The sequence below is a fragment of the Cognaticolwellia beringensis genome, assembly GCF_002076895.1.
Taxonomy (GTDB): domain Bacteria; phylum Pseudomonadota; class Gammaproteobacteria; order Enterobacterales; family Alteromonadaceae; genus Cognaticolwellia; species Cognaticolwellia beringensis.
On sequence record NZ_CP020465.1, the window covers coordinates 1,782,217 to 1,794,794 of the forward strand.

General features: G+C 39.6%; 14 protein-coding genes. 3 read left to right on the forward strand and 11 right to left on the reverse strand.

What is annotated here, in order from left to right; translation table 11 throughout:
• Positions 1-82: 82 nt before the first annotated feature.
• The 5 genes from B5D82_RS07565 to B5D82_RS07580 are packed head-to-tail and all read right to left on the reverse strand — an operon-like array spanning position 83 to position 4,069.
• Positions 83-754, reverse strand: a complete 672-nt coding sequence (locus B5D82_RS07565) for an SCO family protein (RefSeq protein WP_081150442.1) — start codon at positions 752-754, stop codon at positions 83-85.
• Positions 754-1,671, reverse strand: a complete 918-nt coding sequence (gene cyoE, locus B5D82_RS19780; RefSeq protein ID WP_094122779.1) for a heme o synthase — start codon at positions 1,669-1,671, stop codon at positions 754-756. The genes B5D82_RS07565 and cyoE overlap by 1 nt, the downstream gene beginning before the upstream one ends.
• Before the next feature lie 9 nt (positions 1,672-1,680).
• Positions 1,681-2,664 (reverse strand): COX15/CtaA family protein, encoded by a 984-nt coding sequence (locus B5D82_RS19785; protein ID WP_094122861.1) that lies wholly within the window; start codon positions 2,662-2,664, stop codon positions 1,681-1,683.
• Positions 2,665-2,688: 24 nt separating this feature from the next.
• A complete protein-coding gene (locus B5D82_RS07575) occupies positions 2,689-3,249 on the reverse strand; it encodes a hypothetical protein (RefSeq protein WP_081150444.1) in 561 nt (186 codons plus the stop codon).
• A gap of 52 nt (positions 3,250-3,301) precedes the next feature.
• The gene (locus B5D82_RS07580) at positions 3,302-4,069 is read right to left on the reverse strand and encodes an SURF1 family protein (protein WP_081150447.1); all 768 of its coding nucleotides are present in this window, start codon (positions 4,067-4,069) and stop codon (positions 3,302-3,304) included.
• A gap of 51 nt (positions 4,070-4,120) precedes the next feature.
• Here B5D82_RS07580 and B5D82_RS07585 point away from each other — a divergent pair, with 51 nt between their 5' ends.
• Positions 4,121-4,330: a DUF2909 domain-containing protein gene (locus tag B5D82_RS07585; protein ID WP_081150449.1), complete on the forward strand. Its 210-nt coding sequence runs from the start codon at positions 4,121-4,123 to the stop codon at positions 4,328-4,330.
• A gap of 72 nt (positions 4,331-4,402) precedes the next feature.
• On the opposite strand, the gene B5D82_RS07590 is transcribed toward B5D82_RS07585, so the two are convergent.
• From B5D82_RS07590 to lexA, 5 genes are all read right to left on the reverse strand, one after another.
• A complete protein-coding gene (locus B5D82_RS07590) occupies positions 4,403-5,287 on the reverse strand; it encodes a cytochrome c oxidase subunit 3 (protein ID WP_081150451.1) in 885 nt (294 codons plus the stop codon).
• Between the two features lie 30 nt (positions 5,288-5,317).
• Positions 5,318-5,902 carry a cytochrome c oxidase assembly protein gene (locus B5D82_RS07595; RefSeq protein WP_081150453.1) on the reverse strand — a complete coding sequence of 195 codons (585 nt, stop codon included), beginning with the start codon at positions 5,900-5,902 and terminating at the stop codon, positions 5,318-5,320.
• 11 nt (positions 5,903-5,913) lie between these two features.
• A complete protein-coding gene (ctaD, locus tag B5D82_RS07600; protein WP_081150455.1) occupies positions 5,914-7,518 on the reverse strand; it encodes a cytochrome c oxidase subunit I in 1,605 nt (534 codons plus the stop codon).
• A gap of 12 nt (positions 7,519-7,530) precedes the next feature.
• On the reverse strand, positions 7,531-9,093 hold the full coding sequence (gene coxB, locus B5D82_RS07605) for a cytochrome c oxidase subunit II (RefSeq protein ID WP_425429880.1): 1,563 nt from the start codon (positions 9,091-9,093) through the stop codon (positions 7,531-7,533).
• 548 nt (positions 9,094-9,641) lie between these two features.
• Entirely contained in the window at positions 9,642-10,256 is a 615-nt protein-coding gene (gene lexA / locus B5D82_RS07610; RefSeq protein ID WP_081150458.1) for a transcriptional repressor LexA, read from the reverse strand.
• Between the two features lie 273 nt (positions 10,257-10,529).
• On the opposite strand from lexA, the gene B5D82_RS07615 reads away from it, so the two are divergent.
• Positions 10,530-10,895 carry a cupin domain-containing protein gene (locus B5D82_RS07615; protein WP_081150460.1) on the forward strand — a complete coding sequence of 122 codons (366 nt, stop codon included), beginning with the start codon at positions 10,530-10,532 and terminating at the stop codon, positions 10,893-10,895.
• A gap of 68 nt (positions 10,896-10,963) precedes the next feature.
• Here the strand turns inward: B5D82_RS07615 and B5D82_RS07620 are convergent, their stop codons facing one another.
• Positions 10,964-11,338, reverse strand: a complete 375-nt coding sequence (locus B5D82_RS07620; protein WP_081150462.1) for a DUF2306 domain-containing protein — start codon at positions 11,336-11,338, stop codon at positions 10,964-10,966.
• A 252-nt stretch (positions 11,339-11,590) separates the two neighbouring features.
• Between B5D82_RS07620 and oxyR the strand changes: the two genes are divergently transcribed.
• Positions 11,591-12,490, forward strand: coding sequence for a DNA-binding transcriptional regulator OxyR (oxyR, locus tag B5D82_RS07625; RefSeq protein WP_172820630.1), 900 nt, complete (start codon positions 11,591-11,593; stop codon positions 12,488-12,490).
• Positions 12,491-12,578: the final 88 nt, after the last annotated feature.

Consider the following 12,578-nt stretch of genomic DNA (forward strand, 5'->3'; position numbering starts at 1 on the left):
ATTTATGCCGTCATTTAGACGTTAAAATTCGCCAATACTGTCGTACTGTAGACCTATCATTTGATGTCGCTTTGCCTTTAACTCAATACAAAGCGACTATTTTTGCAAAATCACTAACGAGTTTATCGCCTTCAATCACCGGAACTGCACCCAGCGCCTGTTTTGGTTTGAAAATAGCTTCTACTTTGCCGGCAGGATTAATCAAGACCAATGAAGCACTGTGATCAACCAAGTAGTTTGTCGCCGTAGCGCCGTGATTTTCTATGGCATCACTATTCGCTTGCTGTGCTATATCAGATTCAGTTATTGCATACATTAAGCCTAAGTTACGCGCGAATGGAAATAATGCACCATGGTTACCATGTAATGCCTTAAACTCAGGATTAAAATAGCCAATATAACTGGCAAGCTTTTCTTGCGTATCACGTTTTGGGTCAACAGAAACCAATAATACTTGGTTGTTTTCGGCTATCGCTTTTAAATCATCATAGATAAAATTCATTTCTTGCAGTGTTGTTGGGCAAACATCTGGGCACGATGTATAACCAAAAAATACCCAACTCCACTGACCTTTAAGCGACTCATTATTAAATTTTTCGCCAAGATGATCGGTTAATTCAAACGATTTAATATCTCTTGCTTGTTGATAATGTAAAGCAAATTCAACAGGTGCTTTTTGATTTAGCTGACTAAATAACATCACACCTGCTGCAAGCGCACCTAATGCCACAATCAGCGTAACAATTTTAATCATTAGCCTGTTACCGGTAAAAGATAATGGTCGAGTAAAAGAATAATAAATAATGCCATTAAATGCACAATAGAAAACTTAAAGGTATCCATTGCGGTTTCTTCATCAGCATTAAATTTTAATTTCCAAGCATAGGCGAAAAATACTAAGTTCAATACCACCGCACCGATCAAATACAACCAATTACTCATGCCAACTAAATATGGCAGTAAACCGACGACAAACAGTAAAACGGTATACAATAAAATCTGAGTTTTGGTAAAACTTACGCCATGGGTGACAGGTAACATTGGAATATTTACCTTAGCGTACTCGTCTTTACGATGTATCGCTAAAGCCCAAAAATGAGGCGGTGTCCAAGTAAAGATCAATAATACTAATAATAAAGCATTCGGGTGCACTTCATTCGTCATTGCGGTCCAGCCCAACAAAGGTGGAATGGCTCCGGCTAGTCCGCCAATAGTAATGTTTTGCGGCGTTGCACGCTTTAAATACATTGTATAAACAAAGCTGTAACCTACTAGGCCGGAAAACGTTAACCAAGCCGTTAGCGGGTTAACTAAAGTGTATAAAACTATAAACCCTGTTACCGCTAAGCTAATAGCAAAAATCGTAGCATTGCGTGCGGTAAGCCTGCCATTAGGTAGTGGTCGATTATAAGTTCGCCCCATTTCCTTATCTATACGTTCATCAACAATGTGATTAATCGCTGCTGCTGCCGATGACAAAAAGCCAATACCTATCATCGAAGGCACTAACACTTGCCAAGGTATAACGCCTGGTACAGATAAACACATGCCGACTAAAGCGGTTAATACCAGCAATGCGACAACTCGAGGTTTGGTTATTTCATAATAGTCTCGCCAAATTGGCGTACTAGGTGCGCTATGACTCGCTTCTACTGTGTTGCTCTGACTCATAATATGCCCCTAAATTTTCCGTTTTAAACTATATGTCATGGTAATTAATGACATCATTAGCATGGCGGCCACCACGTTGTGACTCACCGCTACACTCAGTGGTAGTGAGAACCAAATATTACTAATACCTAAACCAACTTGTACACTAAGAATAAAACCTAAGCTCAATGCTGCGTTCTTAAAAAATGGTGACTGTGCCTTACGATAAATGCTAATAACCAACCATAATAAATATAGCGTAGTTACTATAGCACCTAAGCGATGCATTACATGAATTGTCACACGTGATGCGTGATCAAGGTGACCAAATTCATAACTATCTTTCTCTGGAGGGATCAAATCAAAAGCATGTTCAAAATTAATCTGATCTACCCACCCTGCCTGGCAAATGGGCAGTTCGGTACAAGTAAGCGCAGCATAGTTGGATGATGTCCAACCGCCTAAGCCTATTTGCCCGGCCAAAATAAAAATACCTAATACGGCGAATTTAGCATATTTTTTCAGGGCAAGGTCGCCACCGGGCACTCGATAATCACTTAAGCGTAAATACAGTAATAGCAGTAAACACAAGGTGGTAAAACCGCCAAGCAAATGCCCCATGACCACCACAGGCATTAACTTCATGGTGACCGTCCACATGCCAAGCGCCGCTTGAAAGGTAACGACTATCAAAATAAAAACCGGTAAGCCTACGGGTCCGCCCTGCGCACGACGTTTTAATGACATTAAGGCTATAATTAAGATCAATATCCCTAATGAGCCAGCGAAGTAGCGATGGATCATTTCATTCCACGCTTTATGTGGTTCTACTGGGCGTTCAGGAAAGGCTTGCTCGGCAGCAATAATTTGCTCACTTGTTTGCGGTACATCAATTAAGCCATAGCAACCTGGCCAGTCTGGACAGCCTAAACCAGCATGCGTTAATCGTGTATAAGCACCTAAACTCACCACAACTATGGCTAATAAAATGCTAACAAAAACAAGCTTTCTAATATCGGATGAGCTTTGTGATTTCATTTAGCCAATCCTTGAATATTTCAACAGCTTTTTAAAATCGGCCAATATAGACTTGCCAAATTGAGACAGTTTTTCAGTGTTTTCTGGCGGCACATGACTGAGAATTACATTTCCTAAAGGGTCAACAATCAACACTTGAGACTGCGATATCACTGTTTTTGCTAAAGTAGGCATGGGTTGAATATGCCACTTTTTAATTTGAATTTTATCGGTTTGCTCTGCGCGTAAATCTTGTTGAGTTAACGCGACAAGCTTAACTCGAGGCATTTCCTTACCTAAGGCAATATAGGTATTATTAACACTCATTAAGGTTTTTTCACATTGTTGTTCACAATTTTCTGGCAAGGTATATAACATCAGCCATTGATGGTCATAGTCATCAACACTTAGCCCAAGTTTAGCTAAGGTTAATTCATTCTCGATAAGTTGCCCTTGGTTGGTCACACCATAATTGAACCATTGCTGATTCAATGCCAATTTAGCAAGCACAATGGGTACGATAAATACCGCTAGGAGAATTAGCATACTGCGGCGCGATTTATTTAACTCTGAAGAACTCATACAACTCAGCCTTTTATTCTTATTATTCGGTTTCGGTATTTTTCTAATCTATTTATTTCAGATTATTGCTACTTATTTCTGACACTTCATTTTTGCTCATTTTTATCGCTGCCCAAATCATTAAACTTATCCAAGCTAATGCCAAACTAAACCATTGAAAGGCATACGCCCGATGTTTTTCTGGTGGCATTACGATGGGCTGCCAATTTTTTTTATATCCAATAGTCTCTTTTTTATCTAAGTAAACCACAAAGGGCAACAGTTTCTTGCCAATTAATTGTGAAAACTTATCTAATTCTATTTGTTGCACTCTTAATGGCCACGAAGGATTAGTCAAATTTTGTGCCTGTAATTGAATACCCACTTCCACTTCGCGTACATGGCCCGTAATAGTATGCTGGCCACTAACAGGTGTTATTTCAGGTAATATATTTCGATCAATTGAACCCTGTACCCAACCCAAATTTACGAGTATGACATCATCGTTACTGTCAATCATTTGATATACACGATAGCCCAAGCGGCCTTTGTCTGGTTGATTATCGAGAAGAAAGACTTTATCAGCAACAAACTGACCATTTAACTGAATGGGTAAATCGTTAATACCATCTTGTAAATCCTTCAGTGCTAACACTTGTGATAAAGATAGGGCATCGCGCTGACTTAATTCACTGATACGAAGTTGACGTTGCTCTTTTTCAAGTGCACGGTCAATTTGCCAAAATCCAAGCTTGATTAATGTTGAAAATACTAGCATGGTAAATATAACCATTGGCCAATTAAGTTGTTTTAACTTGTGCTGAAGTGATACCGAATTCATAGACTACCGCATGTTCACTAACTAAAAACAGACTATAAAAGAGAGAATGTCGTGTTAATTAAAATTATTGTTGTCGGCTTATTAGCCTTTATGATTTATAACCTGTTTCGGGCGTTATTCATTATGAATAAAAATGACCCGGATAAACCACCTATGTCTAAATTTATCGGTCGTCGAGTAATAACATCTGTCGTTATAATCTTATTACTTGTTATCGGTATATTCACTGGGGTGATCACACCTAATCCACGTCCGTTTTAAATAATCAAAAGGTACGATATTTATAATACCGTACCTTAAATAACTGACTTAATTCTGTTTATAGCAATATCGTTAGATAATATAAACAAAAACAAACAGTATTACCCACACGACATCAACAAAATGCCAATACCAACTTGCGGCTTGGAATGCAAAGTGGTTTTTCGGTGTGAAATGCCCTTTAAATACTCGAATCAGCATAACCAGCAGCATAATTGTCCCTAAGGTCACATGCATACCGTGAAAGCCGGTCAGTAGATAAAAGGTATTGCCGTAAATGCCACTGTCTAAATACAGTTTCATTTCATCAGCATAACCATGTGCATACTCTAGGCCTTGGCAAAACAAAAACACTACACCTAAAACGACCGTTAATCCCAACCAAAACTTCAATAATCCACGTTTTTCTTGCTCTAATGATACATGAGCAAAATGTGCGGTAATTGAGGAAGTTAACAGTAATATGGTATTAATTAACGGCAAACCATACCAACCCATAGCGGTTGTTTCAGTGCCACCTGGTGTTTTAATCAATGGCCAAGTTGCGGTAAAGTCAGGCCATAAAATTGCGGCTGTTGCCGCATTGTTACCTGCGCCGTCAAGCCAGGGTACCGAAAAAGTACGGGCGTAAAGTAAAGCGCCGAAGAAAGCGGCGAAAAACATCACTTCTGAAAAAATAAACCAGCTCATCCCTTGGCGAAATGAATTATCCATTTGTCGGCTATATTTTCCGGCCATTGACTCGGTAATAACATTATTAAACCAGCCAAAAACCATATAAATAATCAGTGCGATACCCGCCAGTAAAACCCAGCCGCCACCGACACTTTCAGGATTATTTAAATTTGCTACATAATTGCCAGCACCAACAGCAATTAAAAACAGCGCAACCGCACCCACTATTGGCCATTTGCTTTGTGCTGGTACGTAATAACTTTCGTATTCTTTTGTCGTCATTGTTGTTCCCCTCATTTAAGTGCCAAGCACTTAAGAATCAACTGAGCTTGTAATATCGTACAAGGTGTAAGATAGGGTTATGGTAGAGACATCATCGGGTAGGTCTAAATCAACATAGAACTGTAATCCCATTTCAACATCTTCACTGGCTTTTAGCGGTTGGTTATTAAAACAAAAGCATTCTATCTTTTGAAAATATACCGCTGCCCGCCCTGGTGATACTGACGGCACAGCTTGCCCGACAATATCGCTTACAGACTCATTTTTGGCGTAAAATTTAACGGTTTTTCGCTCGCCTGGATGTACTTTTATTTCATTAATCATTGGTTCAAACCGCCAAGGAATACCTTTGGCTGTTCTAGTCAAAAATTGCACGGTAATAGTACGATCGGTATCTATAGTTACATCTTTATAACTTGCTGCAACGTTAGATGTTTTTCCGTTTAACCCAGTGATATCGCAAAACACGTCATATAACGGCACCATCGCAAAACCAAAGCCAAACATTCCGAAAACAATCAACATCAGTTTTTTTACTGTTTTTTTCACTGAAGCATCATGCGTTTTAGATTGCGCTTGCTTTGATAAATTATTTTGCGATTCACCGTTAGTCATTTTGCTTCCAATTAATCAATTTTTGGTGGTGTTTCGAATGTATGGTATGGCGCAGGGCTAGGCACTGTCCATTCCAAACCTTCAGCTCCATCCCATGGTTTCGCTGGCGCTTTCTCGCCGCCCTTAATACACTTGATAACCAATACCAAGAAGATTAACTGCGAAATACCAAAGGCAAAACCACCAATACTCACCCACTTATTAAAGTCCGCAAACTGCAAAGCATAATCAGGAATACGACGAGGCATACCCGCCAAACCTAAAAAGTGCATAGGGAAAAACAATAAGTTTACTGAGATAAGTGAACACCAAAAATGCCACTTACTTAAGGTATCGTTGTACATGTAACCCGTCCATTTCGGTAACCAGTAGTAAGCGCCTGCAAAAATAGAAAATAGCGCGCCAGTAACCAATACATAATGGAAATGAGCAACAACAAAGTAAGTATCATGATATTGAAAATCAACCGGAGTCATCGCTAGCATCAAACCAGAGAAACCACCAATAGTGAACAAAATCACGAAAGCTATAGAGAACAGCATAGGAGTTTCAAAACTAATTGAACCACGCCACATAGTGGCTGCCCAGTTAAAGACTTTCACCCCTGTAGGCACCGCAATTAACATGGTGCAATACATAAAGAATAATTCGCCAAATAGCGGCATACCCGTGGTGAACATGTGATGTGCCCAAACGATGAACGACAAGAAGGCAATTGATGCTGTTGCGTAAACCATTGAACTATAACCAAAGAGCTTTTTACGAGAGAAAGCTGGAATGGTAGTAGACACAATACCAAATGCTGGCAAGATCATGATGTAAACTTCAGGATGACCAAAGAACCAGAAAATATGCTGGAACATTACAGGGTCACCACCACCGGCGGCATCAAAGAAACTAGTGCCAAAATAAGTATCGGTTAACACCATAGTGACGGTACCTGCGAGCACCGGCATTACCGCTATTAACAAGTAAGCCGTGATGAAAAATGTCCATACAAACAATGGCATTTTCATGTAAGTCATACCTGGAGCACGCATATTCATAATGGTTACAACGATGTTTATTGCGCCCATAATGGAGGAAATCCCCATAATATGTACCGCAAAAACGAAGAACGCTGTGCTGCCGTTACTGTAAGTGGTTGATAATGGTGCGTAGAAGGTCCAACCAAAGTTTGGCGCGCCACTTTCTAAAAAGAAAGTCGACAATAAAATAGCAAAAGCAAAGGGTAATATCCAAAAGCTCCAGTTATTCAATCGTGGTAATGCCATGTCTGGCGCACCTACCATCATAGGTAGCATCCAGTTAGCCAAGCCGGTAAAGGCCGGCATGATCGCACCAAATACCATAATAAGACCATGAACTGTGGTCATTTGGTTAAAGAAGTCAGGCTCAACTATCTGTAATCCGGGCTGAAATAACTCAGCACGAATAACCAGCGCCATAACACCGCCAGTTAAAAACATGATAAATGAGAACCATAAGTACATCGAACCGATATCTTTATGGTTAGTGGTATATAACCAGCGTTTCAGGCCGGTCATTTTATGATTATGGTGCTCACCGTCATGTGAATCATGTTCGGATTGATCATTAATTACATCTGTAGTCATTTTAACGCCTCCCTACTTCGCGCTAGCAGCAACATCTGCTGGCTGGACTAAATCACCGGTGTTGTTACCCCAAGCGTTACGCTCGTAAGTGACAACCGCAGCAATTTGCGTTTTAGTTAATTGGCTAGCAAAAGCCGCCATCGCTGGATTTTTCTTGCTGCCGTTAAGCACCATATCTAAATGCACAGCTACATCACCTGTGGCAATAGCACTGCCTTTAAGGCCAGGAAATACTGGTGCCATACCTTCGCCACTCGCTTGATGACAAGCAGCACAAGCAGTCATGTAGACTTCTTCACCCATCGTCATTAATTCATCTTGGCTATAAACCTTCGATAAATCTTCCGCAGGGACAATGTCAGCAATGACTTCTGTTACTTGTTCTTTTACATCTTCAACAGCTTGCTTAACAGTTTCAGTAACACTTGCCCCGGCACTACCTGACGCAGCTTGAACATCGGCAGCTTGAACAGCGTCACCGGTATTATTACCCCAAGCATTACGTTCATAAGTAACTACTGCTGCAATTTCTTTTAAGCTCAGTTGCTTGCCATAACCTTGCATGCCAGTGCCAGCTTTGCCATTAAAGACAATATCTATATGCTCGCTAGCAGGACCTGTTGTCGCAACAGCACTACCTTTAAGCGCGGGAAATGCTGGTGGTAAGCCTTGGCCACTAACTTGGTGACACGCGGCACAGTATGCGGTGTAAGTTGTTTCACCTAGTTGCATTAATTCTTCTAAAGGTACTGAAGCATTCAACGATGCTGCTTCTGCAGCTTTCGCATTAGCCTTCAATGCTTTCTGCTCATCAAGCCAAATGGCATAATCAGCTTCAGACTTCACTTCAACCACTATCGGCATAAAACCGTGATCTTTACCACATAGCTCAGCACATTGGCCACGATAAACGCCGGGGTCATCTACCTTAGTCCAAGCTTCGTTAATAAAACCAGGGTTAGCATCTTGTTTTACCGCAAATGCCGGAACCCACCAAGCGTGGATAACATCATCAGAGGTAATAACAAAACGCACTTTTTTATTGGTTGGAATAACTAAAGGACGATCAACTTCAAGCAGATAGTTTTCACCTTTCTCGGCTGAAGTACCATCTTGGTTTTCGTATTGGTCACGTGGCGTAGAAAGTACCGAATAAAACTCGAGGTCTTGATCAAAATATTTATAATGCCATTTCCACTGAGAGCCCGTTACTTGAATAGTTATATCTGCATCATCGTTATTTTCCATATCAATGAGCGTGGTAGTGGCAGGAACAGCCATAGCGATTAGAATGACGACAGGAATAGCCGTCCAGAGAATTTCTACTTTTGTGCTTTCATGGAAGGTTGCTGGTTTAAAGCCTTTTGATTTACGGTGAAACACCATAGACCAAAACATAGCACCAAATACCACAACACCAATAGCTGTACAGATATAGAGAACCAACATATGTAAATCGTATACGTCTCTACTAACTTCCGTAACACCTTTGGTTAAGTTCAGCGACATATCTGCCCATACCGAACTCGACAACAAGCCCCCTAGCAACAGCAAACCTAGGTTACGTCTTTTCACTCGACATCTCCTTCACCCTTTTTAAGGCCAAACAACACGGTTTAATCACCATTACACAATGAAAACCGGCTATTTCGCGCATACATTTATTATTATTTAAGTGACGTATTATTCGACAACTGTCAATTACGCCCTATTGTTATGTTTGTACGTTTTCTAGACTAGAATTACTTAAAACTTGATCGGGGTCAATTTAAAATTTCAAAAGCATGAAAAATAAAAGCTAATAAATACAATAGAGTAATAACCCTAAACTGGACGACAAGTGCATTTTTAAAAGGATTACTTCAATGTTTATTTTTTGTTCGAGGGGTGTTTTTTGCGCTGAATAATAAATATTCGATCATGAAATTAGCTGTATAAAAAACAGGCTACAAGCGTTATTTATTGGCGATTAATAGAATTGTTCTGACCAAAAATACTTTAGGTGCTAGAAAAGCTGTTAAATGGAAGAAAAGCGCAAATTTAAGCAATAAGTTTAAAAAACATCAATTAAATCTGCGGGTTTAGCGCAGTAAAAATAGTAAAATATTTAAATATGTATGTAATTACATCCAATCTGCCGCGCGAATAACACCGACAGCTAGGCCTTCGATGTTAAATTGTTGGGACGTTAAATCGACTTTAATTGGTGAAAAGTCTTCATTCTCAGCAAGTAAGTGAACCACATTACCTTCACGTTTAAAACGCTTAACCGTAACATCGTCTTCAACACGAGCAACAATGACTTGGCCATTTTGTACGTCTGTGGTTTGATGCACTGCCAGCAAATCGCCATCTAAAATGCCAATGTCTTTCATGCTTTCGCCATTAACGCGCAATAAATAATCGGCCGGTGGATGAAATAAACTTCCATCAATTTTATAGTGCTGCTCAACATGTTCTTGTGCCAAAATTGGCTCACCTGCTGCGACTCGACCAATAAGCGGCAAACCATCTTCTTCAATAAATTCTTCCGCAAGACGAATGCCACGAGAAGTACCAGGTAACATCTCAATATAGCCTTTCTTAGCTAGCGCTTTTAAATGTTCTTCTGCTGCATTGGCCGATTTAAACCCAAAATTAGTCGCAATTTCGGCACGAGTTGGCGGCATACCAGTATCCGAAATTTTTTCTCTGATCAGATCAAATATCTGCTGTTGTCTAGGTGTTAAAGGGCGCATTTTTATTCCTTAAGCGACTGAAGAGTAAGCCTGTATTTTTAAACAGTATTACTGTTATTGTATACAGGCTTTTTGGAAACGCAAGAAATTATTGCTGAGGGATTGAGCAGTTTTGTTAATTATAATGAAAATTTTTCTGTATATTTTTTTAGAATGCTTCGAGGCGTATTAAAAATAAGCACTCTCCCCCCTTGATTAAGTCAAACATTTGCAGTTTCTAAAACGCTAGAATTATGTAATATTAAAAGCTTAACTTAAGCTCTCGGAGCAAAGATGAAGTCAAAAGTAATCAACTTTAAAGATAAATTTAGCCAATTTACTGAGCATTGGTCGCCTCGTGTTATCGCTGAAATGAATGATTATCAATTTAAATTAGTGAAAGTAGCAGGTGAATTTGTCTGGCATGACCACCCAGAAACAGATGAGGTTTTTATTGTCATTGAAGGTGTTCTTAATATCGAATTTCGAGATGGACCTGTCACCTTAGAACCTGGCGAAATGTTTGTGATCCCTAAAGGTGTTGAACATAAACCCGTCGCTAATGCTGAATGTAAAATTATGATTGTGGAGCCAAAAGGAGTAGTGAATACGGGTGATGCGAACAGTGATCTCACCGCTCAAAATGATCTATGGATATAAATTCAACTGGCTTGTAAAACAAATAAAATCATCATAAACACTAAACAAACGTTAAACTCACTACTTCATTAAAAAGTTTTAAAAATCATCTCATGCAATAACCGTCCCGGTACACTTGCTGCAAAAAAAGCAGAAACAATAGTGCCAATGTAAGCACCCACCATACAACGAGCATGTAATCGCTTATTGTGTTTTCGTATTGCCATAATACCAACAGACACACTAACAATAACCACAATAGCGAATAAATGCAGCCAAGTAAGACTGCCTGTCGGCATAATGAAAAATGCGCTAAATGATGCAATCAGCATTAGACAAGCCCATATTTTGCCATTTAATCGATGAAACCGAGTGCCTTTTGCTAGTAATAAATTGAATAAACCAAGAAAAATAGCAGGGATAACGACAAGAAGATGTATTTGAATCGGAATAACTGTATCCATATTCGCCTTATATATTATTCGGGTCTATATCAGGCTAGGTAAAGTTTACCCATATGTCTAGTCAGACAAAGCTAGCAAAAAAACAGACAAGATATTCTTCCCGCAAGTTATAGGTCAAGGCACTGTTTTTTCATAAGTATATTTCTGCTGTGTTGTTACCTCGTTGTATTTAATAGAACACAGTGGCTGAATTTCATCTTTTAAGATAAAATAATTTAACTATTAAATCCCTAACAACCATAGATTTTAACTATGATAAAAATTCGCGATTTAGAATACCTAACGGCCATTGCCCAATATAAACATTTCGGCCATGCTGCTGATGCCTGTTTTGTTAGTCAACCAACCTTGAGCGGGCAAATTCAGAAGTTAGAGCAGCGACTTAAATTAACATTAATTGAGCGACAACCTCGCAATGTGATGTTAACACCAGCAGGTGAAAAGCTAGTTCAACAAGCCCAACAAGTGTTGAACGCAGCCAATAATTTTGAAGAAGCAGCTAAAGCTCTACTTGACCCACTGTCGGGTGATTTACATATCGGCTTAATTCCCACGTTAGCGCCATATATACTGCCGCACATTATGCCAACGCTGAACAGCAATCTAACGAAAATAAACTTTTATTTACATGAAAATAGAACGCAAGATTTACTGCAACAGTTGGAAACAGGCAAACTCGATATTTTAATTCTGCCTTGGCTACCCGAAATGGCACGCTTTGAACGATATGACTTATTCACTGAGCCTTTGGTGATGGCAACGTCGCCATCACACGCACTTGCCAACAGATCGACCGTAACTTTTGATGATCTGCATAATCAAAAAATCCTTACCTTAGAAGACGGGCATTGTTTAAGAGATCAAGCCATGGGTTATTGTTTTAGCGCAGGTGCTGAAGAAGATCATAGCTTTCGAGCCACTAGTCTTGAAACTTTACGCTATATGGTGGCAAGCAATATCGGTATTACACTGATGCCACAATTAGCAACGATTAACTATGCGCCGCAAAAGCATATTCACTATATTCCTTTTGAAAGCCCACAACCAATGCGTGAAATAGCATTACTATGCCGCACAGGATATGCTCGAATGGAAAGTGTTAACGCCGTAGTTAATGAAATTCGACAATCAGTAAAAGGTTTATTCGATTAGCGCTGAATGAAATGAAGAAATTGAATCAATGTGAGTCTATCGATGAAAAAAACGCTATTGTTGTGCACAATAGCGTTTTATAGCACAA

Bases quoted from the DNA above. Each gene is read 5' to 3' on its own strand.
- oxyR (WP_172820630.1), top strand. From the start codon at position 11,591: ATGATAAAAATTCGCGATTTAGAATACCTAACGGCCATTGCCCAATAT.
- B5D82_RS07590 (WP_081150451.1), bottom strand. From the start codon at position 5,287: ATGACGACAAAAGAATACGAAAGTTATTACGTACCAGCACAAAGCAAA.
- B5D82_RS07620 (WP_081150462.1), bottom strand. From the start codon at position 11,338: ATGGATACAGTTATTCCGATTCAAATACATCTTCTTGTCGTTATCCCT.
- B5D82_RS07580 (WP_081150447.1), bottom strand. From the start codon at position 4,069: ATGAATTCGGTATCACTTCAGCACAAGTTAAAACAACTTAATTGGCCA.
- cyoE (WP_094122779.1), bottom strand. From the start codon at position 1,671: ATGAGTCAGAGCAACACAGTAGAAGCGAGTCATAGCGCACCTAGTACG.
- ctaD (WP_081150455.1), bottom strand. From the start codon at position 7,518: ATGACTACAGATGTAATTAATGATCAATCCGAACATGATTCACATGAC.
- B5D82_RS07575 (WP_081150444.1), bottom strand. From the start codon at position 3,249: ATGAGTTCTTCAGAGTTAAATAAATCGCGCCGCAGTATGCTAATTCTC.
- B5D82_RS07565 (WP_081150442.1), bottom strand. From the start codon at position 754: ATGATTAAAATTGTTACGCTGATTGTGGCATTAGGTGCGCTTGCAGCA.
- B5D82_RS07615 (WP_081150460.1), top strand. From the start codon at position 10,530: ATGAAGTCAAAAGTAATCAACTTTAAAGATAAATTTAGCCAATTTACT.
- B5D82_RS07595 (WP_081150453.1), bottom strand. From the start codon at position 5,902: ATGACTAACGGTGAATCGCAAAATAATTTATCAAAGCAAGCGCAATCT.
- lexA (WP_081150458.1), bottom strand. From the start codon at position 10,256: ATGCGCCCTTTAACACCTAGACAACAGCAGATATTTGATCTGATCAGA.